The sequence below is a fragment of the Bacteroides sp. AF32-8BH genome, from assembly GCF_003435205.1.
GTDB classification, from domain to species: domain Bacteria; phylum Bacteroidota; class Bacteroidia; order Bacteroidales; family Bacteroidaceae; genus Bacteroides; species Bacteroides ovatus.
On sequence record NZ_QVLZ01000051.1, the window covers coordinates 21,425 to 47,736 of the forward strand.

The following is a 26,312-nucleotide window of genomic DNA, read 5'->3' on the forward strand; positions in this document are numbered from 1 at the left end:
AACCAAACAGAAGGTCCGAGTATAGTGATTATCAGCTATAAGACCAAAAATTAATAATAATAACTCAAGTAATTAAATAAAACTGTATGGAACTAACAATTCTAATACTCCTTCTTCCTTTCTTCTCCTTTCTCATATTGGGAATCGGAGGTAAATGGATGTCCCACCGGACAGCGGGTACAATCGGTACGCTGATACTGGGAGCAGTAGCAGTACTATCCTACGTTACAGCTATCCAATATTTCTCCGCTCCACGACTGGAAGACGGAACATTCGCCACACTGATGCCTTACAACTTCACGTGGCTTCCTTTTACAGAGACTTTACACTTCGATTTGGGCATCTTGCTCGATCCTATATCGGTAATGATGTTGATCGTCATCTCTACAGTGTCACTGATGGTACATATCTACTCTTTCGGTTACATGAAAGGAGAAGTCGGTTTTCAACGCTATTACGCTTTCCTATCCCTGTTTACCATGTCTATGCTGGGATTGGTCGTTGCAACCAACATCTTCCAGATGTACCTTTTTTGGGAGCTGGTGGGGGTAAGTTCTTACCTGCTAATCGGTTTTTATTATACAAAACCGGCTGCCATTGCTGCTTCCAAGAAAGCGTTTATTGTTACTCGCTTTGCTGACTTGGGCTTCCTGATCGGTATCCTGATTTACGGATATTACGGTGGTACATTCGGCTTCACTCCGGATACAGTATCCTTGATAAGCGGTGGAGCTTCTATGCTTCCGTTGGCTCTCGGACTGATGTTTGTCGGTGGTGCCGGTAAAAGTGCCATGTTCCCGTTGCATATCTGGTTGCCGGATGCAATGGAAGGTCCTACTCCGGTCAGCGCATTGATTCATGCGGCTACCATGGTAGTTGCCGGTGTATATCTGGTGGCACGTATGTTCCCACTTTTCATTACATACGCACCGAATACGCTGCACATGGTTGCTTGGGTAGGTGCATTTACAGCATTCTACGCGGCAAGTGTGGCTTGCGTACAATCAGACATCAAACGTGTACTGGCTTTCTCTACCATTTCACAGATTGGCTTCATGATGGTAGCTCTGGGTGTTTGTACTTCCATGAATCCGCACGAAGGAGGTTTGGGCTACATGGCTTCCATGTTCCACCTTTTCACACATGCCATGTTTAAGGCATTACTCTTCCTCGGTGCAGGTAGCATTATCCATGCCGTACATTCTAATGAAATGTCCGCTATGGGAGGTTTACGCAAATATATGCCGATCACTCACTGGACATTCCTGATTGCTTGTCTGGCTATTGCCGGTATTCCTCCGTTCTCGGGCTTCTTCTCGAAGGATGAAATTCTGGCTGCTTGTTTCCAATACAGCCCTGTAATGGGATGGGTGATGACAGTCATCGCTGCAATGACAGCTTTCTATATGTTCCGCCTTTACTACGGTATTTTTTGGGGGAGCGAGCCGCCCCGGGCAGGTTCCCATTCGGAACATAACACGCCGCACGGAAACTTGGAAGCGGCACCTTGCCGCCCACATGAGAGTCCGTTGGCTATGACTTTCCCGCTGATGTTCCTGGCAGTTGTAACTTGTGGAGCAGGATTTATTCCTTTCGGACACTTCATCAGTTCGAATGGTGAATCTTATTCTATCCATCTCGATCCGTCAGTAGCTATTACGAGCGTTGTTATTGCGATTATTTCGATTGCAATCGCTACATGGATGTACAAGAATGCCAAACAGCCTGTTGCTGATTCGTTGGCAAAACGATTCAAAGGTCTGCACAAGGCAGCCTATAATCGCTTCTATATTGATGATATCTACCAGTTTATTACGCATAAGATTATCTTCCGCTGCATCTCTACTCCTATCGCATGGTTCGACCGTCATGTAGTGGATGGATTCTTTGACTTCCTGGCATGGGCCACCAATACAACAAGCGACGAGATTCGTGGTTTGCAGAGCGGTCAGGTACAACAATATGCGTATGTGTTCCTTTGCGGTGCATTGGCACTTATCCTACTGCTGATTCTCTAAATAGTAAATAGTAAATCTTTAAATAGTAAATCATAAAGATGAATTTCTTATCCATATTCGTACTTATCCCCTTATTGATGCTGGCCGGACTTTGGGCAGCACGAGGAATCAAAGCCATCCGGGGGGTTATGGTTACTGGCGCATCGGCACTTCTGATTGCCTCCGTCGTACTTACATTCCTGTATCTGGGAGAGCGTAGCGCCGGAAATACGGCAGAAATGCTTTTCCGTGCAGATACGCTTTGGTATGCCCCGCTTCACATATCTTATTCAGTAGGTGTTGACGGAATTTCGGTAGCCATGTTGTTATTGTCTGCTGTCATCGTATTCACCGGTACATTCGCTTCCTGGCGCCTGCAACCGCTGACGAAAGAATATTTCCTCTGGTTCACCCTGTTGTCTATGGGAGTATTCGGATTCTTTATATCCGTCGATTTGTTCACCATGTTCATGTTCTATGAAATTGCGTTGATACCGATGTACCTGCTGATTGGTGTATGGGGATCAGGACGTAAAGAATATGCAGCCATGAAACTGACCCTTATGTTGATGGGCGGTTCCGCTTTCCTATTGATCGGTATTCTCGGAATCTATTTCGGCTCGGGAGCAACCACCATGAACCTTCTCGAAATTGCACAGTTGCACAACATACCTTTTGCACAGCAATGCATCTGGTTCCCGCTGACTTTCCTCGGCTTCGGTGTATTGGGCGCCCTTTTCCCGTTCCACACATGGAGTCCTGACGGTCACGCTTCTGCCCCGACTGCCGTATCCATGCTTCATGCCGGAGTATTGATGAAACTGGGAGGTTACGGATGTTTCCGTATCGCCATGTATCTGATGCCGGAAGCAGCCAACGAACTTTCCTGGATATTCCTGATACTGACAGGTATCTCTGTAGTCTACGGAGCCTTCTCCGCTTGCGTACAGACCGACTTGAAATATATCAATGCTTATTCATCCGTATCTCACTGCGGACTGGTTCTTTTCGCCATTCTGATGCTAAACCAGACAGCAGCAACAGGAGCAATCCTTCAAATGCTTTCACACGGATTAATGACAGCCTTGTTCTTTGCTCTGATCGGTATGATATATGGACGTACACACACACGTGACGTTCGCGAACTTGCCGGTTTAATGAAAATTATGCCGTTCCTTAGTGTATGTTATGTGATTGCCGGTCTTGCCAACCTCGGTCTGCCGGGATTAAGCGGTTTCATTGCTGAAATGACCATCTTCGTCGGCTCTTTCCAGAACAACGACGTATTTCACCGCACACTGACCATCATCGCCTGCTCTTCGATTGTGATTACCGCAGTCTACATCCTGCGCCTGGTAGGTAAGATTCTATACGGAACCTGCACCAACAAACATCACCTCGAACTGACCGACGCAACTTGGGACGAACGTGTAGCCGTTATCTGCCTCATCGTTTGCGTTGCCGGACTAGGTATGGCTCCTTTCTGGGTTAGCCACATGATTGGTGAAAGCGTATTACCGGTTGTCTCACAACTAATCCCCTAACTCATAAATCATAATTCTTAATTCATAAATAAACAAGATGGATTATTCACAATTTCTAAATATGCGAGAAGAGCTGTCGCTCATAGCTGTCTTACTGCTGCTATTTCTAGCTGACCTCTTCATGAGTCCGGATGCACACAAAAATAGTGGGAAAGCACGCCTGAACACTATGTTGCCCGTTATTCTGATGGCTATCCATACGGCTATCAACTTGATTCCGGGAACTGCTACCGATGCATTCGGTGGTATGTATCACTATGTACCGATGCACACAGTTGTTAAATCGATCCTGAATGTCGGTACACTGATTGTTTTCCTGATGGCGCACGAGTGGATGAAAAGAGAAGACACTTCATTCAAACAAGGAGAATTCTATGTGCTTACACTCTCTACCTTGTTTGGTATGTATCTCATGATTTCCGCCGGACATTTCCTGATGTTCTTCATCGGTCTTGAAACAGCTTCTATTCCGATGGCAGCATTGATTGCCTTCGATAAATACCGTCACAACTCTGCCGAAGCAGGTGCCAAATACATTCTGACAGCTCTTTTCTCCAGTGCATTGCTGTTGTTTGGTCTGTCCATGATCTATGGTTCTGCCGGGACTCTTTATTTCGATGACCTCCCTGCCCATATCGACGGAAATCCGTTACAGATCATGGCATTTATATTCTTCTTCACAGGAATGGCATTCAAGTTGTCACTGGTTCCGTTCCACTTATGGACAGCAGACGTTTACGAAGGCGCTCCGAGTACAGTTACCGCTTATTTGAGTGTTATATCAAAAGGATCGGCAGCATTTGTTTTATTGGCTGTCCTTATCAAAGTATTCGCTCCAATGATTAATGACTGGCAGGAAGTACTTTATTGGGTAACCATCGCTTCTATCACTATTGCAAATATATTTGCTGTCCGTCAGCAAAACCTGAAACGTTTGATGGCGTTCTCCAGTATTTCGCAAGCGGGATATATTATGTTAGGCGTTATCGGAGGCACAGCACAAGGCATGACGGCATTGGTATATTATGTATTAGTGTACGCTGCCGCCAACCTCGGAGTATTTGCCGTTATCACTATCGTGGCATTACGCAGTCAGAAATTCACGCTCGAAGATTACGCAGGACTTTATAAAACGAATCCTAAAATCGCTCTCTTGATGACTCTGTCTCTGTTCTCATTGGCAGGCATCCCTCCGTTTGCCGGATTCTTCTCTAAGTTTTTTATCTTCATGGCTGCTTTCGATGCAGGTTTCCACTTGCTGGTATTCATCGCATTGGTAAATACAGTGATTTCGTTGTATTACTATCTATTGATTGTAAAAGCAATGTACATCACTCCTTCCGACAACCCGATTCCTACTTTCCGCAGCGATCGTTGCACAAAATGGGGACTAGCACTTTGCACATTGGGTATCATCGGACTGGGTATTGCAAGTATCGTATATCAATCTATCGATAAACTGTCGTTCGGAATTTAAACGGACTACACCTTTTCACCAAAGAAACGGTCTTGGTTTCATGTCAGTATCAATCGACATCAAAACCAAGACCGTTTCTTCTATATAAAAGCCGCTTTTATTAATGAGGAAGGAAGATATTCACCTGCCTTATTACCACTCTACCGGGCACAGTTCATCTCTTCCGTCACGATCACTCCGGGAATAGTAAACCAAAACCTTGATCCTTTTCCTTTTTCAGAATCAACGCCAATCCGCCCACCTAATTGTTCAACGATGCTCTGACAGATAGAAAGTCCCAATCCTGTACCGTGTACAAAAGAATTAAGCTTCACAAAACGCTCAAAGATATGTGGCAACTGCTCTTTTTCAATACCGATGCCTGTATCTTCAACATAGAATTCCAATTCGCCATCTTTTAGTTTATATCCCACATGAATACTACCTTCAGAGGTAAACTTCATTGCATTGTTAACAAAGTTAGAGATCACCTGATGTATACGGTTACGGTCACTAATGACATGACAAACCGGAAGATGATCATCAAACACCAGTTCCACCTCTTCTTTCGCTTTCATCCCCATAGAGCGGACAATATCCTCACATAACAGATTTACATCTACATCTCCGTTAGTAAACTCAAATGTACCCGCTTCAATCTTTGACAAATCGAGTATATCTGAAATTAATTGCAACAAAAGTTCATTATTCTCACGTACAATCTTAATATACTCCTGACGTTCTGCCAGCTCTTCAGTTTCTACCAGCAAATCGGAGAAACCGACAATGGCATTCAGCGGCGTACGGATTTCATGACTCATATTGGCAAGGAAAGCACTTTTCAAACGATCCATCATCTCTGCTTTATCACGTGCCTGAATCAATTCGGCTTCAGTCTCCTTCAATTCTGTAATGTCATAATTGATACCGATGATTTCTATTTCATTTTCTTCCGGTTTATAATTGGTGACCATCACATTACTGCTGACCCAATTCCATTCGTTCTTCGTTCCGGGACGACGAATACGCATCTCCCCTTGGAAATGCCTCCTTTTTCCGTCTCTGACTCCATCATAAAAATCAAGGAAACGCTTACGGTCTTCGGGATGCATTTGGCTATAAACTGCTACCACCTCACTCAAAGGAATATCTTCCTCCTCACCTAAATTCTTATACCACTGTTTTATAGCATAACCTTTGCGGTTCAAGAGATTCAATTTAGCATATCCTACTTTTGCATAATCGGATATCATCAAGAAGAAATTCTCAAAATCACGAATACGGTTCATTGCATCAATACGCTCCGTATTGTCAATGCTTATTAAAATATATCCGCTGAAGTTGCCCTCATTATCATATAGTTTACTAACCTTCGAATATAGTTCTATCACATTAGAACGGCTTGTCTCATAATATCCTCCTGCTTGCTCAAAAGAATAATTAAGTCTGAAATCTACTAAATCTTCATTCCGTACACGATCACGTATGTTCTGCGGCACATTCGGATTATCAAAGAAGTTAACTCCGATCACATCCGACTTATTCACTACACCGAATATCTCCAAATCCTTATTATTCAGGTCTATCAAATAGCCATCCTTATCGTAGATCTCTACTCCTGCCGGAATATTAGCAAATATGTTCTGAAAGAGCTTCTCGCTACGGTCCAATGCCCGGTTAGCTTGTACCGATCCTGTAGAATCGAGGAACAAACCGACTATTTCATCTTTTCCGGGAGAATAAATAACCCAATGCGTATACCGTTCCGTTCTTGGAAAATATTCATCTTTCTCCCTATAAGAATTACTATCCAGTATCTCTTCCAGAAAATTAAGTTTTTGGAGATAGTCAGGATGCTTTTCAGATGCCAAAGAACCAATATACGACTCCAAAGGAAGCCCGAAAAAGGTTGAACTGACCTCATTCGCATCCGTCACCCGATAATCGCAAGGTTTATTATTCTCGTCACGGATAATGGACATACGTATATATCCCATCGGCATAAAATGAAACAGATTATTTAGGAAAGTCTGTTCACGGATTACCTTGTCCTTAGTTTTACGCAACTCGATACAGATATTTATAATATTTCCCAATGAGGAGAACCATTGAAAATCTTCATTACTCCAGTCATGGTAGGTCTCAACCAAATCAATCCCCATATATCCCCAAACGCGGTCGCCTGTCATCAAAGGAGTCACCATTAACGATTTGATTCCCTGAACTACAAGAATCTGATATTCATCAGGAGCCTCTTCTAATAACTGCTCCAGTGTATTTAAAATAATCGGCTTGCCCGATAATATCTGTTCACTCCACCATTTTGACTCACTGGCAGGCATGTCCTGCAGATTGTCTATCTCTGCCGATACTCCTTCAGAAACAACTTCGTAGATACAACTATGATGGGCATAAATTTCATCGTATTCAAAAATATAAACACGACCTTTTCCATTATAAAGATTCAGAATATCTCTTAAAATATCTGCGATACAAGATTCTACTGCCTCATCACGTAGGAAACGAAGCAACGATTGCGAAACAAAATTCTGACGACAAAGCAAATCATTCACACGCCTTAATGCATCCCTTTGATCTTCCTCCTTGGGAGCCTCAACGCGCTGGATTATTCCGAAGGACTTATCACCTCCATCAACACCCGTACCCTTCTCACGAAAAGCCAGACGGGTATGCAGCCAAACCTCACCATATTTTGAATGAATCGGGAAAGTTTGTTCGTAAAAGTCCTTATGGATAGAAGAATTTGCCCGGAACTCCTGAGCAATCTGCTTGCGATAATCTTCACGTATCAGGTTTAGAAAATCCGAAGTAGAGATGGTGTCGCCGTCCAATCCCAAAAGATCAGAAAGATAATCGGAACATAAATAACATCCTGCCGTTAAATCTACTTCCCACCATCCGATTTGTGCAAGAGAAGCCATTTTTTTGTATCGCTCGTTGTCTGTTTGCATATTTTGTATCGTTGTAAAATAATAGGTTGACAAATATACGAAAAAGGTAATCACTGATACCATAAAGGAGCAAATAAAAAAGCTAAAAGAAGATTACGAAAACAAATAAATAGAATATGGGAGAATCTGTTTGTTACAAATTCTCCCATACCTCCTATTAAAAAAGATACACTTTGCTACTCTATATCTTATTTATAAGGAAGAGAAATTATATCCGCTCCAAGTGAACAGGGATGCATCTGCACCTGTATTCGTAGTTGGCTCGGTAAATGTATTCAATGTACCGTTCAGCTTATTCTTAAAGTTCAATGTATGGGTGATGCTGATGCTGGAAGCAGCATTTCCTGTACCTTTATTGTCATTCATATCAATCAAATCGATTGTACCGCCTGAACCTTTGACAAGGGCATTGGTGATCGTAGCTTTTGCTCCACGACGGATTTTAATCACATCTTGCATACGGTCTACATTATCCGTTGTATTGGCAGCATTATTTACGATTGTCATATTTTCAACCGTAAAATCCGACTGACGTAAATGATCCGAATAGTCACCATCCAAGTTACCATCTGCTTCAATGCCGCGCGGATCTGCTTCCGTACTGGTATAACCGCTTTCCCAAACGCCATAGCAGTTTTTCAATTTACCGGAATATCCTTGAGTGAAGTCGAACATGTCATCATCCGGGTTCACAGCCAACAAGTTGGTTACATTCACCGTACCGCCAAAGAATTCGACGGCATCATCCGCGCTCTCAAGAATGTAGATATTCTCAATCTTGGTACCGTTTCCAACACCGTTCAGTGTCAATCCGTTGTGCTCGATATCGGCAGTAGAGCGGGCACCGGCATAGCAGATTTTCACATAAGTCAGTGAACCGGAATTGTCATTATCGACATTACCACCGTATTTATAGTTGTTGTCGATTTCCGTCAGACCTGTATCACTCTTATTGGCGTTCGAACCGGAAATCGGAGCTTTACCATTGATAATGATTCCTCCCCAATAGCCGGATGTAGGGGTTGTTGAATTGGCAGTGAAAACAATCGGTTTATCAGCTGTACCGTCAGCATAAAGTTTACCGCCCTGTGCTACCAGCAGATAACTGCTGAAACCTTCGCGAGCCTTAATCGTTGTTCCGGCAGGGATATTCAGACGGCCTCCATTTTCAATGACTACCGTTCCGTTCAGAATATATTCCTTAGCTTCCAGTGTCTGTTCTCCGGTCAGCGTGCCGGACAGGATATTTTCGCCCACAACAATAGAGCTACCGGTCCCACCGTTGTTTCCACCATCTCCGTTACCATCACCGTCTCCGTCACTATCACTGCTACATGCAGTCAATGTAAGTGCTGTTGCCATAACGGCAAACGTCATAAAGTTCACAAACAATCTTTTCATTTTGCTTTCATTATTAGTTAATAATCTTATTTCATCACCCGGCTTAGAATGTACACGACACTCCCAGGCTTATATTTATTCCTTTCTTATAATCATTCAGTATCACCTTTTCCCCGTTTTCGTTCGCTTTGCGGCTTAACTTAGAAGAGGGATTCAACAAGTTGCGGGCTTTCAGGTTAAGCGAAAGATGCTTGTTCAGTTTGGCTTGGGACACAAAATCCAGTGTCAGTACTCCCTTCTCCATCATATCCTGATAACCCTGTGTGCCAATGGTATATATCTTATCACTCACATAATTAAGTACCAATGTATTGACAAAACTGCGTTCTCCTTTCGTGAAGTTATGCGAGAGGTCGAAATTGACAATCCACGGTGCAGCTCCTTCCAGTTGCGAGCCGGTGGTAACCGTTGCCAAAGGCATTTTTGCATTCGTGTAGATATAAGAGCCATTCAATCCCAAAGAGAGTTTATTCATTCCGTGCGCAGCATTACTCACCGGACGGACAAACAGATTCTTACGTATTTCTACTTCCACTCCTGCCACGGTTGCCTTATCCGCTATATTCTCATAAGAAAGATAACCTCCGGCGCTTGCCACTTCGATGCGGGATATTGGATTCTTAATCAATTTATAGAAAGCTGTGAGAGAAATCAACTCGGTCGGAGTGGGATTAAAGTCCCACTTCAGATCAAGGTTATAATGATCCGAAGGTTTCAGATTGGGGTTACCCTGACTGTTGAAGTTCACGCCGACATAACGGTAAGGAGATATTTCCTTTGCCTGCGGAAGCGTATATGTTTTACTAGCTCCCAGACGAAGCGAGTTTTTATCATTCAGATTGTATTTGAGATTCAAGCTGGGCAGGAAATAATCTTTTTGGATGGTATTGTTTCCTTTAGAGCCTCCACGATTCACATTGTAATCCACTTCAATATCTACTTTGTCGTATTTCATTCCCAGATTCACAATCCAACGGGGAGTAAACTGGTAGGTAGCCTCGGCATAAGCGGAATGGATATTCTTTTTCACGGTATATTCATCTAGGTTCTTTTGTATCTTGAACCAGTCGGAAGCAAAGTTTTCCTGATTATAATAATCGTCAAGCGAGAAGTCGTCCAAAGAAGAAATGCTAGAAACATGTCCTACGGTCAGGTTATACTCTGTAGCTTTGAAGTTATCATCTACGAATCGGCCTGTATATCCGAAACGGACATTCGAAATCTCTTCTATATTATCTTTCAGACGATAGACCAAGCCTGCTTTTACATTCAAGTCGTCTTCATCTAAAGTTGAGAAGTAGCGCTGTTGTGAGTTGCCCCTTAGCAACGTATAGCCGTCTTCCGCTTTAGTCAGGTTATTGATACGACGATCCGGTTCATACCCTTTCACCATATTATAGGAAGCACCTGCATCGAGACTTAATGATTTGGTCAATCCCCAGTTAGTCATCAGTTGGTTAACGATCAGCATATTGTCATTTGTTTGTTGGCGACGGGTGAATCCGAGACTTTCATAGTCGTCACTAAAAATCGAGTTCTTGCCGTTGTAATCACCCACCGACTGGGTATTGGCATGAATCATCATCAAATTATAACTGATGTGATGACGGTTCTGCATATCGAAATCCACATTGGCAAGTGCCAGCTGACTGATATTCTCCGCATACTTCTTTCCATTCATATCTTTGTAGACCGTACCGCTGGTAGTTGTATTACGTATGATTTCATCCGTATACTGATAATCCGTCGTATGTCCGGCGGTCAGGAAGAAAGAAAGCGGATTTCTGTCTTTTCCGACATAGAATCGTTTACCTCCGGAAATACTGTAACTCCGGTTTATTTGGAAATGTTGAGCGGAAGGATCTAACTTATTTCTGAAGTTCCATGAGTTTTCATCGGCAGGTTCGGTACGATTGGCAAAGCCCATGAAGTTCACTCCATCCTGTTTCAGAAAATCGGCTGCTACCGTTTGTGTATTCAAGCCACCGGAAATGCCGAATCCCAGATTACCGCTACCAATTAGTTCTTTGGATACAATATCAATGGTTGCCCCTCCGACATCGCTGCTGCCTCCCGCGTTGAATGCTTTATTTACGCCTACGGACTGAATAATATCCGTACCGAAGAAATCAAGAGAGATATTCTTATATTCCGGATCTTCGGAAGGAAGAGCAAATCCATTAAAAGTAGTTGCATTGTACCGGTCACCCAATCCACGGATAAAGACATTTTTCACTCCGTCTTGTTTAGACACTCCGGCAACTTTCGTCACAGCACCTTCTGCATCCGAAACACCTTTGCGGGAAAGCTCCCTGACACCAACAGATTGTACGGCAATGACTGCTTTTTGCTGTTCGAGCAACAGCATATTCTCATTTTCCCTATTCTTCTTAGCTACAACCACCACATCGGCAAGTTCCTGTGCATCGGTTTCCAACTCCAAATTCAGTATCACCAGTTTTCCATTCTCCACACGTACTTTACGGCGTACTTCCGTTTTGTAGCCTACATATTTAATCTCAATATCATACATACCTTCCAGAACGCCCATGCTGTTCAATTCAAAATTACCCTCCATATCGGTCACTGCTCCGGCTTGAGTTCCGAGCAAACGTATCGTAGCTCCTATCAAAGGTTCCTTGGATAGTTTGTCTTTCACAGCTCCTTTAATCTTGATATTGGCAGCCAATGCAGGAAGTACACACAACAGGCAAAAAAAGGCTACCACTGAAAATCGGATAAGAAATAGTTTTTTCATCTAACTTTGCTCTACGTTTTAATTACGTCGGCAAAGATAGAGGGTGAGCATTACAACTATAAGACGAAATAAATACAATCTATTGAAAGAGTCATTGCAAGATGATGACAAGATGTTACAAACGTATGTATTATCAATCAGTTACGCTATTAGTTTAACTTGTTTATAAGCAAATTTAAGACCGGAACTTCACTCTTTTATCTCTCATTATGCATAAAATTAATCGTCTGACTATTAATTTTATGCATATCGAAACCTAATTCTCCGTATTCGGCGAATTAGTTCATAAGGATGAATACACTAAATCAGTTTCTTTTTCTTCCGGTAGTTCTCGCGAAACTCTTTAGGCGAACAACTCTTTTTCTTCTTGAAGATCCGGTTGAAATTGGAAAGGTTATTAAAACCGCACTCATAACAAATCTCGGCAATAGACATTGTAGAATCTACCAACAACCGGGAAGCAAAGCCCAGCCGAATATCAATGATATAATCGGAAAGATTCTTGCCTGTACGCAGCTTGAAGAAGCGGCTGAATGACACATCCGTCATCCCCACCATATCGGCCAACTGCCCCAGACGTATTTCTTCCTGATAATGTGTATTGATGTACTCCTGCACTTTCTGCACACGCCGGCTGTCCGAATGAATATCTATCTTGGCAAAAGACGAACTGGACAAGGTACGTGCCTCTTCCTCAAAGAGAGAAAGTTCATACAAGATCGTCATAAATTTAATGACCGCATAAAATCCTTGCTTCTCTGAAGCAAGCGTATCCAGCAACGGATATATTTTGAGTATGGCGGACATCGGGAAACAAAGCCCTTTTTGTGCTTTATCCAGCATCCGGCGGATAGAGTCGAACTGATTCTTATTGATAAAGCTCTTGAAGAAAAGATCGGAAGAAAACTGAATCGTAATCTCCCGTATCTCTTTCGAACGGCACTCGTTCTGTTCCCAGACGTGCTCCAAGTCTTTTCCTGTTATCAACACCAAATCATAATCACCTATCACTTCGGAAGAGTCTCCTACAATCCGCCTTACTCCGGCAGCCTTTTCGGTGAAGTTCAATTCAAACTCGGAGTGGTTGTGTATAGGATAAGTGAATTCCGTTTTATAACGCTCCGCAATGTAAAAGCAATCCTTATCTGATAAAGGAGTGATTTCACGGATAATCTGGTTGGATAACGGTGTAGTCATAGTAATTACAATTTATAAGCGTTTTATCGTTTGATTAGTTTTCTATCTTTACCCCTATCCGATGCAGGTCTGCCCCCGACGGGTTTTGGAAGACACGCAAGTCGAATTCGGGAATAATGGCAAGCACATGATCGAAAACATCTGCCTGTATGCCTTCGTAGGCAACCCATACTTTATTGGCAGAAAAGAAATAAAGTTCCAATGGGATACCGGTTTCAGTAGGCTGAAGCTGACGTACCATGCAGGTCAGGTCTTGATTGACGGTAGGCAGATTCTTCAGATAGTTAGTCAGATAGGCACGGAAAACTCCCAAGTTTGTTTGCCGGCGTCCATTCACTAACACAGAGTTGTCGATATGATGTTCCTTATTATATTCTTCCACTACCTTTTCCGTTTCATCCACATAGTCTTTCAACAGTTGTATCTTCCGGTATTTTGCCAACATCTCCGGCGTACAGAAATGCACACTAGTCATATCTATATTGATAGAGCGTTTCACACGACGTCCGCCGGATTCCTGCATTCCCTGCCAGTTTTGGAAAGAATCACTAATCAACAAGTAAGGAGGAATGGTGGTGATAGTATTGTCGAAGTTACGTACTTTTACGGTATTCAATGTTACTTCTATCACTGTACCGTCCGCACCATATTTCGGCATCGTGATCCAATCGCCCACCTTCAGCATATTATTGGCGGAAAGCTGGATGCCGGAGACAAATCCCATGATACTGTCCTTGAAAACTAACATCAGAACCGCAGCGGAAGCTCCCAATCCGGTCAGCAACACCACCGGACTCTGCTTTATCAGAATACTGATAATGATGATAGCTCCTATAAAGAAGAGAATGACTTGCGCTGTCTGCAAAAGCCCCTTCAAAGGTTTGTCTTTATATTGCTCACGCGCGCTATATACCAGATACACAGCCGTGAACAAAGCACTGACGAAGCGAAGAAAGACTGCAAGGATATAAATCATGCAAAGTCTTCGAAGAAAATCAAGCAAAGCAGAGTCTGCATGTTCGGGAAAAGCAATAGGAATAGATATATAAATCAATATAGGCGCCACCATCCTGCTGATGTTCACCATTACTTTATCATTAAATACAATATCATCCCAAGTAGCTTTTGTCTGTCTCACCAATTTAGCCACGGTACGCAGAATAATCTTGCGGCAAATCAGATTGGCCAGTAATGCTATTCCAATAATAAACAATAAGATGATAAAGTTATCAATCTTATCAGCCATAGCTTCATCCACTCCCATCGAGAGCAAAGCATGATTCACTTCTTGCATCACCACATTACCTGCTTCTTCCGGTTGCCCGTTTGCCAATGCCACACTCACTGTATCAACCACTTCTTTTACTTCTTTCATAAGCAATCGTCTCTCTCTTTTTTAGTTTTTCTTTTATTTATGATCTCTGTTTCTTTTCTTCTTTATTCTTTCCTTCTTCCAAATATTCACTGATATCCTGCCGTAGCCAATCATAATGGAAGAGTCTTTTGTAGGCTACATTCTTCTTGAGCATGATTTCTACGTTCACCTGGCTGTTCTGATAACAAGTCAGTTCGTTTCTGAACTGTTCATTGTGTTCGGCCAGCCGCTTGATTTCCTGTTCCCGTTCACGGCGCAATACGGTGCAGACCGGAATCAGTAGTTTCATTACCACATTATCCATCACATGGTGTCCCTGCATATACAAGTAAGTAGTTTCCGGCACCAAGCCCAGTTCCTTAAATTCAGTCCGCAATCCATTCACCTGATTGATGTTATGGGGGAATTTCTTTTTCAACTCTGCCAACTTCTGATTAACCCGTTGTTGAAGAGATTCCAAGCTCTTCTCCGGATGCCGGAGATTGATCTCACGCAAAGAAGTATAGGTATGGAAATCGTACATGGGGAAGGTGTAAGTATCCCGTTGGCGATAGAACCATACGTTCCAGAGGAAAAGCGGATATACAATCTCGGAGTACTTCTTCAGGTAGAAGTTGAAATCTAAAATGGAACGGTCATTCAACGTAGCCTGCACACATACTTCGTGAAGGCTTTCGGCAAAACAATGATAGTTTTCAATAGCATAGGTATAAGTCTGAAAAATATACCTGCTCCGGTTGATTTTACGGGAGGTATTGGTAGCTCCCTGCAACAGGAAATCATAGTCACTGTCCACACAGGCAATCAGACTTCTCCCCAATTCGGCTGTATTCAGCGTGTTCATGAGTACCATCTTTTTTCCTTTTGCCAGGGAGGTGGCCGAAGGAAGCATCACTTGGAAATAGTGTTCGTCGTCTTCAAACTCTTCAAGCAATGTGCGCCAGAAAGCGATGTCGTCATAGCTTTCTACGTAAGCGATGATACGTCGGCGGGCTTTCTTCGGATAAAGCTTATGGGCGGCATTGAAATAAGAAGAAGTCAGATTATCTCGTAGTGAAGTTGCCATTTGTTCTATTACAGGTTACGAATTACAAATTACAGTTGGAAGAATCCTTGTCGAGCTTGTGCCCTACGGTGGTAGATATATCGCTTACTTCTGTCACGGCATCCAGCCAGCCTTCCATAATGACGGCAGGCGAATGGGTAGTCAGGATAATCTGCACATTCGGATTCAGTTCACGTATCATAGCAATCAGTTTCTGCTGCCATTCTATATGAAGGGAGGCTTCCGGCTCATCCATAAACAATACACAATGGCTGTTGTCCTGCACGAGTACGGTCAGCAGGATAACCAGCATTTGCTTTTCACCGGACGACAGTTTATAAGGGAATAATAGTTCGCCATCCTGATAGAAAGCGATATCGTTCCGTTTCCGGTCTATCTTTTTGCGTGTATAGCTGAACAGTTCGTCAATCATATCCTGAAAACGACGTTTGGCTACAGATAATGTAGCTGCTTTACGACGCTCTTCTTCATCAATGCTGGAAAGCATTTCAATCATCTTATTACCAATGTTGACCTGATAATCGAGGTAACGGCGTTGCAAGAGATAAAGCTGCCAGTCCAGTTCAGACTTTACATTCTTGTCGGCCATGCGGGCTGTGAAGTCACCCATAATCAGGGGGCGGTCGTAGCTCCGGATGACGTCATAAGGAATATAGGTTGCCTGGGGATTGTCGAAAAAGAGACGCACTCCGTTCTTCTCGTCACTTTTCATTTCACCGGAAAGTTCTTCGAGGTATCCCACCGAACGGTTCAGAATGGTAGTCTTCCCCACTCCGTTGATGCCGGAGAGGATGTTCACATCGGGACGCAAATCCCATCCTATATTAAAGCGTTCCCATAGTCCGTGTATCTCGATACGACGGATATAATTGGCTTGTTGTTCCATAATATTCAAGTTTAATCAAGGCAAATATAAACAAATCATACGATAAATGAATCACGATTACAGCAGTTTTCAATAAAGGTAACAAATAAAAAGAATGACGCAGGTAAGGTGGATTTCAGATTTTGTCCACATTACTGCGCCATTCGTATTTCAAAAACTGTTCTTTAGGTCAGAAGTTGTATAAGAACAAGTCCGGTTTCGATTAACTCAATAAGTTCATTTCTTCTTCTGCCGACGGTTCAGCCTGTCCTTCCGGCAAATCGGCTACACCGAAGTTCTTGTAATCGGTCAGTTTGTTGCCTGCGTCTTTTTCTTCTTCCGTCTTTTCCACTACTTGGTTTTCAGTTCCTTCGGCAGCTTCCTGTATATCTTCATTGACGAAAATATATTTGTAATACCATTTTTCAAAAGTATTTGCGTCGATTCCCAGTTCAGCCATCAGGTGTTCGCGAACAGCCGGGTCGATGTTTTCAGGAAGGATAGCTGCTTTCTTTGCATTGCCATACTTACGCATAGTGTTCTGACACTCTTTCTTGATGGCGGGAATTTCTTTCAACCCCATACCGATCACATGAGGCCCCAAGTCCTTGACTGGTTTGAAATATTTTAGTGCCTTCAACTTCAGATTTGGAAGAGCAAGGGCGGCAGAAGCTGTATTCAGACTAAGACTGGTGGCATCGAGAATTATTTCAGCCCCTGTCATAATACCTTGTGCTACCTGCCAACGTCCCATACCGTAACTCAAGAACTGATTGTTTACGGAATCAATCATACATTTGAAAAGATAGTTTTTTCCTCCTACGGAGAAAGAAGCCTCCTGATATTTGTAGTGAAAAAGGCTGTCTCTATAAGTTGAAATCTTATGATACAAGGTGTCACAAGACAGCAGATACCCATCAATGGTTGGATCTCCCGATGGTTCGGGCAGTTCCCAGATGAGTTCTTTTTTCTCTTTTTTCTTCTTGTCTTTCTGGGCGCTCAAAGACGTCGGATACACAAAAGCTAATCCTAACATAGCCACGAAAACTAATAACAGATGTTTGTTTCTCATGATTGCAAAGTTTAAATGTTTAATTTATAGTAGATTTGATTAGAAAACTATTTCAGTTGTCGTGCTATCTATCTTGTATGATTTCTTATCGCCATAGAAGTAGAGGTAAGGAGGAGGCGTATCCTTGAAAACGACACGGAATGAACCATCGCCCCGGGTAGTGCCCAGAGGTTTGTCATCACTATTGGGTTTCGGGTTATCGGGAGTATTGGAAGCATAGATCGGTATCCCGCCACCATTCGGGTGTCTGCCGATTATTTCCTGATATTTCACAGTGACTGTTGTCACCTTGCTGTTCATCGGGTGGGCTTTCAGTTTTTCATCCAGTTCTTCTGCACGACGTTCAAATTCAGTTGTACCGGGGGCATATTCCAGCACTTTCTTATAGCTACGGATCGCTCCGCGATAGTAGATGAATACGCTATCGGCCGTAAACCCTTCTTTGCGTTCCACTCTTGCTCCCTGTCTCTCGAATTTCTCCGCATAAAAAAGGAACTTACGGGCAGAGTTCATCTTCCCCAGTTGAGCTTCCAGTTCACCTCGTTTATCCACAGGGCAGTTTTCATGGCTACGGGCATCCTGATAAGCATTGGCGGCAGCAAAGAAATCGGCTTCTTTCTCTTTGGTTTGAGCTTTGGCGAGGAGTTCGTCAAACGAAGCTTCTTTTTCAACAATCTTCACGTTGCTGACAATGGTATAGCTATATGACTTTTTAAATTCCAAGTCACCTCCGAGGTCTACATCAATGGCATTGGAAGCTCCTACCTTGATTTTGAATACAGGGCGTTTGATGAATGTCGGTGTCTTTTTCTCTTCATCCAACATGAATTCTATGATATAAGCGTTCAATTCACCGCCTTCCTGCTTCACGGAAGAAGAGAAGTTGACATCGGCCACCGGAACAGCCTGTCCGTCGGAAAAACACAACTTGCCGTTACACTCTATATCCAGCTTTTTCATGGCAGACAGGAACGTGACTTTGGCAGCCTTCGACTGCGGGAAGAGTCCGTCATTGTTCTTTTCAATCGTTATGAAGTTCTCATTGAACGTCCCCACATAGCCTTTCCCTTTCCGCAAAACAAGCATAAAGTCTTTCTGTCCGACGGGTAGCCGGACCAAAAAAGTGGATTTTATGAAATTATCCTCATAATCTTCGGGAAAACTATAATTAATGGTATAGCGGTAAGTCCCGTCGTCATTCGTGGTTCTTACTCCTTTTTCCTCTCCCATATTATGAGTCATCGCCAGCTTGTCGCTATTAGAATGGATGATAATCTTCACCTGATTGGGACCGGCTGTAATGGAGGGGTCTTCTTTGGGTTCCACAAAGAAAACTCTTTGCGCATTCGCCTTCATCCCTATCACTAACGCACAGCTTAGTAATAATAGAATATGATAGATTCGTTTCATCGTACTTTTACAATTATAAATCAATTACGAAATCACCGGGAGTGAAAATATCTTCCTGGGCTATTTCTTCCGTGTGATTATCATTCATCCAACGAGGCTGCCAGGTACGCACATGAATCTGTACCTGATCCTTATCGCGGAAATCCCACAACATAAACAGATAACCGTCATCTTTATAGCCACTGCTGTTGGCATAAAGTTGATGAACGGTTACTCCGTAGAAACCTTCCATCTTCGGGTTAGGGTGTTTTACAACCTTCACATCGTCGAAGCGGACATTGATCCACTTGTTTGCACGAAAACTTTTTTTCAGGTTGTTGATATATTCCTGCTTGCCTTGTTTCTTGTAAGTCACTTTATTATAAGTAATTCCTGTGCCATCAGTTTTCTTGACTTCGGTCACCGAACCTGTGATAATCAATGCATCTTCGCTGAAGATATTATCCAGAAATAGAATATCCTGTTCGTTGTAAGCTGTACGGAACTGCTCTACGTAGGAAAGGATTTCCTGGCGACGGGCAATCTCGGTCACTGTTTTACCTTTCTTCATCACATTCTGATAAACAGTAGTGCTTAGTGTAAAATTGAAACGTGTGATGTTTCCGCTTGCGTCATAGTTAATCACAGCTTCCTGATATTCATCATCCAGTGTCTCGCCCACAGGCTTAATCATTAGAGGGATCTGGCGAACCTGATACCCGTTTCCGTTACGGATACAGGATTGCACGACTTCCGAATCATCACAATAGAAATGTGTATTCTCCCATAGCGCGCTCAATCCGCGTTCTGCCGTATCGGTCAGTCCTAAAGATACCAGATTCAATGCTCTGTTTTCTTTAAATGCTTTATTGATTTCTGTCAGCAATGCGCTGGTAGACTTTTCCATCTTTGCCTTTAAGCCGGCATCATATAAACCGTCAGCAATTTCCAGTTTCACAGCATCCTGGGCTTGCACAGGTAGAGTCATCAGTGTACAAACTGCTACCAATGCCCAACTCAAAATTATACTTTTCATCTTCTTCTCTTTCTACTTATGTTTGTTATTTAAGAATGAACCAATAAGCTCCGCAACCGCTAAAGACAGCAATATCCGTAGCCTCTTTCGTCCGGACGTCATTCAGCTCTTTGTCATTCTTCTTCACCACTCCTTTTACCTCACCCGTACGGGTATAGAACAACAGATAACATTGTTCTGCCACTGTTTCAGGGGCATATACGCCATACGAGATCCGATCCTGTTCTTTAAGCGAAGCAAAAACCTGCTTCATCTCCGTCATCGTTTTTGCCGCAAGAACCTGATTCAGACTCTCTTGTTCGGGATTGATCTTTTCCACCGTCGAAACCATTTTCTCATCTTTTGTAGACTTCTTGGCGGACTCTATCTTGATCGGTTCCGATATTTCAGACAAGGGTTGCAAATCGGCTCCTTTTTCCTCTTCACTCAACATGATTTGTCCTTCACCATAAATGAGGACAATCTCATTTTTCTTTACGTATACAAACGCGCGAGTTCTCACTCCACGCTTCATATCCATTCGCTGGGTACAGGTATTGATGTCTTGCAAAACAACTTGTTTCACTTCACCGCTTTTCCGTTTACTGGCTACCCAATCATTGATTTCACTGACTAACAGTTCTTTGGCTTGCTGAATGGCTTCTTCTTCAGTAGGCATGGTAGCCTCGGCAGAAAGATAGGACTGCGAACGCTTGATCTTATTGATCTGCGCCTTTGTTTCGGCTTCACTCTGTGCCATCAGGCTGCAATATGCTCCGCAAAACAATAACAAAGTAATTATCTTCTTCATTTTACTTTAATTTGCCTTTTTGGGGTAGTATTTACCCAATTAAGTTCTTCAAAAAGTGACGAGATATTGTGGGTGGGGACAAACAAGGTTATATCGCCTTCTACCGTCCCTTTCTCTTCGCTTAGGAGGGAGTTGGGAATTTCCACATTCATCACATGATTATACTTCAACACAGTATTCACCGCAAAGACATATACCTTTACCGTATTGGTTTCCAACGCTTCAACGCCTACGTAGAGAGCGCAGCCCTGATTACGCATATAGGATATCCATGAACGGACGGGAATTTCCATCTGTTCTCTTTTCAGTCCATATTGGCGTACGGTCATGCGGATGGAGACATTGCCAGGAGTGTCTTCACTAAGAAATAGATTAAATACGCTCTCGGCAGGATGATCCATGCTGAACACCGGACGAAGGGCGCGTTCCTTTTCCTCGAAATAAAGATTCCCGTTGATTTCTTCAATATAATAGGTATCTCCCGTTTTCACATAATAGTCTCCCGCCAACTTTTTAAGTTCCTTCCGCACGGGTTGCGAAGAGGATGGAGTGTAGCTATAAGAAGATAATCCTTTCACAAAGTCGGCTTCCAGCTCCTTCAGATTCTTCCCGGTCAGCAATTGGCATGAAGCCGGAAAAGAGAGTTCGATCAAAAGGAAAGACTCATTGATAAGAGATACGATGTAACGGTTTTCCTTCTCGGAAAAGTTCATCGATGTCTGCTCGTTGATGAGATTCAGAAGATCCATACTCCCTTGTGTAATCCATACGTTATCACGCTCCATCTGCGATTTTCGCTCGGCAACGGACATCTTTTGCAATTGGGTCAGATACCGTTCTGTAAAATCGTAAGCTGCCGTAGCAAAAGGAACATCGGAGGAAATGGAAACAACCGTCTGACGTAGTTTCCCATTTCCCCATTTTCCTGTTTGCTGTCCCCACACCGAAAGCGGGAACAGCAAAAGAACTATGTAGACTATTTGAGTAGACGGATTCCTCATTACGGAATGATTACCTCTTTGTTTCCATCGCTCTTATACCACGTACCGGTAACTAGGTGACCGTCTTCAAAGATACCGACCACTTTTTCACCTGCATTAGCTTCACGCTTCTTCACGTCGCGCGGTTCTATAACATGGGTTGTCTTAAATGTCAATACTCCATTTTCATCATTCATCAGGCCATTCTTCATACGTCCTTTGTAAACTGCATAACCGAGGTCTTTCGTTACGATACCGCCTGTTCGGCTGTTATTGCTCCCTCCTGCATTGCTCTTATCAGAAACAACGACTTCTACCTGTTCTTTGGTATCCGAACCGTCTGTTTCAGCTTCCATTTCAACTTCTTCCTGTGGTTGATTAACCACTTCAACAGAGCCCGGGTTTGTTCCGCCAATCGGGTCGCTTCCTTTCTCTCCACCGCTAAGAGCGATTCCAATGCCCACACCACCAAGGATTACAACAGCTGCGACAATACCGCCAATCAACTTTTTGTTAGGGCCTTCTTTAGGAGGCGGAACCATACGCAACGGTTCTTTACACTCTTCGCATACGAAGTCTTGTCCGGCTCTTACTTTCTGTACTTCTTTACTTTCACATTTAGGACAAGGGGTTCCTTCTCCATTCTTGTCACGATTGGTGCAGATACCATATTTGTATCTGTCGCGTTCACTAGGTCTTGCCATAATTTTTATTTCTTATTAATTATTTCCAATGCTTTCTTTGCTTCAGCGCTGTATTGCTGATACTTGGGTGATGTAGGACTGGAGCACTCCTTACTTACATAATCGCGCATCACTACCTTCACACCTTCTACCATAGCAGCACGGTCACTCATCTTCAAATCCGGGTTCTTCAATACTTCATCTACCTTTTCTTTGATAGTATCCAACACTTCTTCCGTCAGGTCTTCGCTGGTCAGGAGTTCTGTAAACTGGGATGCGATAAGGGTTACCATTTCAGCTCCCCATTCGTCGGCAGTGACAATACACCAACCCTTTTCTTCCCGTTCGTTTTCACGCACAGCAAGAATATTGTTTGCAGCAGCCACGAAGAAATAAGGGATAAAGTCTTTCGGCGATACCTTCTTTTCTCCCATCAGGTCCGGCAATTCCGTACCGTCACCTTCGCTGTGAAGCAAGATACGGGCTTCTTTAGCAGCCAATTCATTTTTATTATTCACCATATCGTTATACGCACGATCATAAGAAGGCAACCAGGCGATAGCACGCATCGGGAAACAATACCGGATGGAAATAACCGTTATTTCATTCATCCGATCACTGGAAGTATTGAAGTTGATTGTACTTCCCGGCGTAGCATTTCCGAAAGCACCTTGTAATGCGGCTTTCAGTTTATTAGAGAATGCTTTGAGCGAATCGTTTCCTTCATCAGTCGGCATCGAAATCAAGATTGTCTTGCGATTGATTGATTCGGGATGAGATACCGGGTTTTCGTTATTATTCAACGCTTTCGAAAGTTGCCCGTCATCCAGTTTCAGGAATGTACCGCTCTGATTGATGACTGTAGAAGCGAAGTTACGAATATCTGTATCCGTAAGCAGTACCTTTTGCAACTGTTGCAGCACGTTCAGCCCTAAAATCTTGTCGTTCTGATAATCCTGATCGTGTTTTTCACGAATCTTCGGACTCAACTCCGTATCGAATATATCAAAGATAGCATCTTCGGAAGTAGTGGCAGCCAGCTCGCTGAAGTGGGCATAATTACGGTTGCCTGTAATAGCCTTACGGATGTTTCCCGACCAGGTTTCCTGTTGGTTCTTATCCAGGATCAATGCCTGTTCGAGCTTGAGCATTTTCTCATCTTCACTGACTTCTACAATAGCACTCGACAAATCGGCTATTCCTTTGGTGTTCTTATTACGGTCGGCAATACGTTTTTCTGCAGCATCCATTGACACCAGCAACACACCGATGAACTGACTTACTTCAGCACTGAATTCTTCGAACGCAGCACGTAACTTACCCAGCAACTTACCTTCAAATTCATAAGCAACACGTTGGGTACGCAACGTATAGAGATCTTTCATTATCATCTGATGATCGGAGTAGAGACGGGGGGAACGTCCGGTAGCACGCTGCAACAACGACAAGTGATTATAGTCGTAATTGTTAGCATCCGCATCGTCCTCATTCACCTTGATCTTTTCATCCACTCCGGCAATATCAGTTTCGATCTTCTCTTTGCGGTCTTTTATGTAAGTCAATACAGTATCACAGATATTCAGCAAATCCTCCAAGGAAAGGGTGCCCTCATACCATTTTGTATATAGATTCTTCTCTATACGTTCAATAATATATTGTGCCTGTTCCTTCAACAACTGGTCGTTGCTCTTGTCCTGATAGTAAACTTCTACTCCCTGTTTATTACGGAAAGCATTCTTATACGTATCCGCACAGATACTTTCAAGGAATCTCAATGGTTCCGGGTCTACCGCTTTGGCATCATCATAAGAATAGCTGTTGGTAATATCACTCCAGAAATTTTCTATCTTACTGCAATACTTATCTGTATCGAATATCTTCTCTTCCAACATCAAATGACTATCATCCAGCAACCAGTCGCGCAAGTTCTTGTCATTGATATACAACTCACGATAATCCTTACGAACCGATTCCTGCACAAAGCCGAAATCATCCTTGAAGTTATTATATTGCATTTGCCAGAGAACACGTTCACCTACAGTATAAGTGATATGTTCCAGTATTCGTTTTTCGGGATAAATAATGCGTTTGATACCGAATGTATTGATTGCTTTCGTACGGGCACGTTCCTTATCCGTCCCTTTCGACTTTTCGCTGTACTCCACACAAAAGTCATTGATATTCTCCAAGCTGAAAGAACGCAGAAGGTCATCAGTCGTACCATGCTTCTCTTCCAGAAACAGACGGAAATAAACGGTATCCGCCAACAACTGTGGCAATTCTGTAAACGAATTGACTACCACGCCATTTTCATTCACATTAGAGTAAAGCATCAAACCGAACTGCTTATTAGGAGTAAAGTCCAACTCTATCTTCTCTTCCCCACGAATAACGTCCGAAGGAACAAAACGTCCGATATTCAGCGCACTCAACTCTTTCAATGCAGCATAACCATTCTGATGGTAGCGTCCGGCCTGACATCCGGTAGGAATATCCAATTCAGGCACCATGGCATAAACCATAATGTTAGCATGCTTATAAGTCTCTTGTGCACGGGTTTGAGCAACAACATCAATAATAGCACCTGATCCCGTACCACCGGCCAAACCAGTAAAAATATGAATATTAACCTCATCTTTGTTGGTCAGAGATTTCACTTTATTGTACTGCCCCTTCAAAGCAGAAAGATACTTGTTGCAATTTGCAGCAAAAAGAATTCGTCCTGCACGACGTTTCTGTCCGGCAGCTTGCCCCACTTCCCCCAACGTATTCTTCATTGAAGCACCATTCTTCACAATAGTCTTCAATCCGGGATAATTGGATACATTATCCAGAATCTGTTTCAAGTCCACCGACTTAATATCCACAAACTCACTTTCCGTAAACGAAGCATCCTTCCCCATCACACGGAAAGAAGGATCACCCGGCGTCATCATCTCACGCGTAGAATCGACATATACAAAACCGATAGACAGTTTGTCTCGTTCTTCATCATTGGGAAATTCCTGATAAATGCGTTTACGAATGGCCTTCAGTACTTTACCGCCTGTACCGCCTACACCAACCAAGATGTGGTTAGGACTTTTCGGGTCTAATGTTTCCATAATATCATTTAGTATTTATAATTGTTTTCTTATAATCTTTATCTGCGCCGCGGACGATGCGAACGGCTCGTATGCTGCGTAGTCCGATGACGGGTAGAAGCTGATGCCCCTCGTTGTCCCTGTCGATTACGACCATTTCCTGTCAATGCTGGCAAGGCAGCCACCACGAAACATATCATTACTCCGCCTAATGCCCATGCCGCACGTCGCCACATAAAGCCATTGATGATGCTATTAATAAGAGAAAGCGCCGAGGTTTTCTGATCTGATACTTCGTCCACTTTCGTTCCGACTTTATCAAGATAAGGTTTTAAAACAGGATAGGTCGTTTCAATATTATTCCAATCGACCTTTCCACTAACAGTATTACTTAGGCCAGTAATGTCTTCAACTACTCCTTTTACTTTTCCGGCACCAATAATTGCCGTAAACTGAAAGGAAAGAAAGAAGAGAAGAAAAAGTCCCATCAATCCAATCAACCACTTTGGGGTGTCCATTAGTTCATTTATCAGATACACGACAAGAATCGTAACTACAATTCCCGCCAGTATTCCCCCAAAGAGCGTAACAATAAAAGGTTCTTCGTCAAATTTGGTGGTAATCTCTTTTTTATTTCAACTGTCTTCT

The 26,312-nt window shown here is 43.0% G+C and carries 18 protein-coding genes; 3 read left to right on the forward strand and 15 right to left on the reverse strand.

Annotated elements, in window-relative coordinates; genetic code table 11:
- Positions 1 to 86 precede the first annotated feature (86 nt).
- From nuoL to DWZ47_RS25795, 3 genes are read left to right on the forward strand one after another with little or no spacing between them, the layout of a single operon-like run.
- Entirely contained in the window at positions 87 to 2,018 is a 1,932-nt protein-coding gene (gene nuoL / locus DWZ47_RS25785; protein ID WP_004312108.1) for an NADH-quinone oxidoreductase subunit L, read from the forward strand.
- Between the two features lie 38 nt (positions 2,019 to 2,056).
- Complete coding sequence (locus tag DWZ47_RS25790; protein ID WP_004312107.1) at positions 2,057 to 3,541, forward strand: NuoM family protein; 1,485 nt, start codon at positions 2,057 to 2,059, stop codon at positions 3,539 to 3,541.
- A 37-nt stretch (positions 3,542 to 3,578) separates the two neighbouring features.
- The gene (locus DWZ47_RS25795) at positions 3,579 to 5,018 is read left to right on the forward strand and encodes an NADH-quinone oxidoreductase subunit N (RefSeq protein ID WP_004312106.1); all 1,440 of its coding nucleotides are present in this window, start codon (positions 3,579 to 3,581) and stop codon (positions 5,016 to 5,018) included.
- Between the two features lie 140 nt (positions 5,019 to 5,158).
- Here DWZ47_RS25795 and DWZ47_RS25800 read toward each other — a convergent pair whose 3' ends face one another.
- The 15 genes from DWZ47_RS25800 to DWZ47_RS25870 form a co-directional block, all read right to left on the reverse strand.
- Entirely contained in the window at positions 5,159 to 7,969 is a 2,811-nt protein-coding gene (locus tag DWZ47_RS25800) for an ATP-binding protein (protein WP_009039048.1), read from the reverse strand.
- 192 nt (positions 7,970 to 8,161) lie between these two features.
- Positions 8,162 to 9,370 carry a hypothetical protein gene (locus DWZ47_RS25805; RefSeq protein ID WP_117515152.1) on the reverse strand — a complete coding sequence of 403 codons (1,209 nt, stop codon included), beginning with the start codon at positions 9,368 to 9,370 and terminating at the stop codon, positions 8,162 to 8,164.
- Between the two features lie 43 nt (positions 9,371 to 9,413).
- Positions 9,414 to 12,128 carry a TonB-dependent receptor gene (locus DWZ47_RS25810; protein ID WP_117515154.1) on the reverse strand — a complete coding sequence of 905 codons (2,715 nt, stop codon included), beginning with the start codon at positions 12,126 to 12,128 and terminating at the stop codon, positions 9,414 to 9,416.
- Positions 12,129 to 12,428: 300 nt separating this feature from the next.
- Positions 12,429 to 13,325 carry an AraC family transcriptional regulator gene (locus DWZ47_RS25815; protein ID WP_004301439.1) on the reverse strand — a complete coding sequence of 299 codons (897 nt, stop codon included), beginning with the start codon at positions 13,323 to 13,325 and terminating at the stop codon, positions 12,429 to 12,431.
- 34 nt (positions 13,326 to 13,359) lie between these two features.
- Positions 13,360 to 14,700 carry a mechanosensitive ion channel family protein gene (locus DWZ47_RS25820; RefSeq protein ID WP_085930461.1) on the reverse strand — a complete coding sequence of 447 codons (1,341 nt, stop codon included), beginning with the start codon at positions 14,698 to 14,700 and terminating at the stop codon, positions 13,360 to 13,362.
- A gap of 37 nt (positions 14,701 to 14,737) precedes the next feature.
- Positions 14,738 to 15,766: a DUF4435 domain-containing protein gene (locus DWZ47_RS25825; RefSeq protein ID WP_055236319.1), complete on the reverse strand. Its 1,029-nt coding sequence runs from the start codon at positions 15,764 to 15,766 to the stop codon at positions 14,738 to 14,740.
- Positions 15,767 to 15,788: 22 nt separating this feature from the next.
- Positions 15,789 to 16,652 carry an AAA family ATPase gene (locus DWZ47_RS25830; protein WP_032843051.1) on the reverse strand — a complete coding sequence of 288 codons (864 nt, stop codon included), beginning with the start codon at positions 16,650 to 16,652 and terminating at the stop codon, positions 15,789 to 15,791.
- A 202-nt stretch (positions 16,653 to 16,854) separates the two neighbouring features.
- On the reverse strand, positions 16,855 to 17,703 hold the full coding sequence (locus tag DWZ47_RS25835; protein WP_117515156.1) for a hypothetical protein: 849 nt from the start codon (positions 17,701 to 17,703) through the stop codon (positions 16,855 to 16,857).
- Between the two features lie 39 nt (positions 17,704 to 17,742).
- A complete protein-coding gene (locus DWZ47_RS25840) occupies positions 17,743 to 19,113 on the reverse strand; it encodes a hypothetical protein (protein WP_233525112.1) in 1,371 nt (456 codons plus the stop codon).
- A gap of 13 nt (positions 19,114 to 19,126) precedes the next feature.
- On the reverse strand, positions 19,127 to 20,128 hold the full coding sequence (locus tag DWZ47_RS25845) for a hypothetical protein (RefSeq protein ID WP_004324836.1): 1,002 nt from the start codon (positions 20,126 to 20,128) through the stop codon (positions 19,127 to 19,129).
- A 25-nt stretch (positions 20,129 to 20,153) separates the two neighbouring features.
- Positions 20,154 to 20,918 (reverse strand): hypothetical protein, encoded by a 765-nt coding sequence (locus DWZ47_RS25850; protein ID WP_117515158.1) that lies wholly within the window; start codon positions 20,916 to 20,918, stop codon positions 20,154 to 20,156.
- Positions 20,915 to 21,919 (reverse strand): hypothetical protein, encoded by a 1,005-nt coding sequence (locus tag DWZ47_RS25855; RefSeq protein ID WP_117515160.1) that lies wholly within the window; start codon positions 21,917 to 21,919, stop codon positions 20,915 to 20,917. The genes DWZ47_RS25850 and DWZ47_RS25855 overlap by 4 nt, the downstream gene beginning before the upstream one ends.
- Positions 21,919 to 22,602, reverse strand: coding sequence for a hypothetical protein (locus DWZ47_RS25860; RefSeq protein ID WP_117515162.1), 684 nt, complete (start codon positions 22,600 to 22,602; stop codon positions 21,919 to 21,921). Before DWZ47_RS25860 ends, DWZ47_RS25855 begins: the two co-directional genes overlap by 1 nt.
- 5 nt (positions 22,603 to 22,607) lie before the next feature.
- A complete protein-coding gene (locus DWZ47_RS25865; RefSeq protein ID WP_117515164.1) occupies positions 22,608 to 25,685 on the reverse strand; it encodes a tubulin-like doman-containing protein in 3,078 nt (1,025 codons plus the stop codon).
- A gap of 38 nt (positions 25,686 to 25,723) precedes the next feature.
- Entirely contained in the window at positions 25,724 to 26,182 is a 459-nt protein-coding gene (locus tag DWZ47_RS25870; protein ID WP_233525113.1) for a hypothetical protein, read from the reverse strand.
- Positions 26,183 to 26,312: the final 130 nt, after the last annotated feature.

Bases quoted from the DNA above. Each gene is read 5' to 3' on its own strand.
- nuoL (WP_004312108.1), top strand. From the start codon at position 87: ATGGAACTAACAATTCTAATACTCCTTCTTCCTTTCTTCTCCTTTCTC.
- DWZ47_RS25790 (WP_004312107.1), top strand. From the start codon at position 2,057: ATGAATTTCTTATCCATATTCGTACTTATCCCCTTATTGATGCTGGCC.
- DWZ47_RS25795 (WP_004312106.1), top strand. From the start codon at position 3,579: ATGGATTATTCACAATTTCTAAATATGCGAGAAGAGCTGTCGCTCATA.
- DWZ47_RS25800 (WP_009039048.1), bottom strand. From the start codon at position 7,969: ATGCAAACAGACAACGAGCGATACAAAAAAATGGCTTCTCTTGCACAA.
- DWZ47_RS25805 (WP_117515152.1), bottom strand. From the start codon at position 9,370: ATGAAAAGATTGTTTGTGAACTTTATGACGTTTGCCGTTATGGCAACA.
- DWZ47_RS25810 (WP_117515154.1), bottom strand. From the start codon at position 12,128: ATGAAAAAACTATTTCTTATCCGATTTTCAGTGGTAGCCTTTTTTTGC.
- DWZ47_RS25815 (WP_004301439.1), bottom strand. From the start codon at position 13,325: ATGACTACACCGTTATCCAACCAGATTATCCGTGAAATCACTCCTTTA.
- DWZ47_RS25820 (WP_085930461.1), bottom strand. From the start codon at position 14,700: ATGAAAGAAGTAAAAGAAGTGGTTGATACAGTGAGTGTGGCATTGGCA.
- DWZ47_RS25825 (WP_055236319.1), bottom strand. From the start codon at position 15,766: ATGGCAACTTCACTACGAGATAATCTGACTTCTTCTTATTTCAATGCC.
- DWZ47_RS25830 (WP_032843051.1), bottom strand. From the start codon at position 16,652: ATGGAACAACAAGCCAATTATATCCGTCGTATCGAGATACACGGACTA.
- DWZ47_RS25835 (WP_117515156.1), bottom strand. From the start codon at position 17,703: ATGAGAAACAAACATCTGTTATTAGTTTTCGTGGCTATGTTAGGATTA.
- DWZ47_RS25840 (WP_233525112.1), bottom strand. From the start codon at position 19,113: ATGAAACGAATCTATCATATTCTATTATTACTAAGCTGTGCGTTAGTG.
- DWZ47_RS25845 (WP_004324836.1), bottom strand. From the start codon at position 20,128: ATGAAAAGTATAATTTTGAGTTGGGCATTGGTAGCAGTTTGTACACTG.
- DWZ47_RS25850 (WP_117515158.1), bottom strand. From the start codon at position 20,918: ATGAAGAAGATAATTACTTTGTTATTGTTTTGCGGAGCATATTGCAGC.
- DWZ47_RS25855 (WP_117515160.1), bottom strand. From the start codon at position 21,919: ATGAGGAATCCGTCTACTCAAATAGTCTACATAGTTCTTTTGCTGTTC.
- DWZ47_RS25860 (WP_117515162.1), bottom strand. From the start codon at position 22,602: ATGGCAAGACCTAGTGAACGCGACAGATACAAATATGGTATCTGCACC.
- DWZ47_RS25865 (WP_117515164.1), bottom strand. From the start codon at position 25,685: ATGGAAACATTAGACCCGAAAAGTCCTAACCACATCTTGGTTGGTGTA.
- DWZ47_RS25870 (WP_233525113.1), bottom strand. From the start codon at position 26,182: ATGGACACCCCAAAGTGGTTGATTGGATTGATGGGACTTTTTCTTCTC.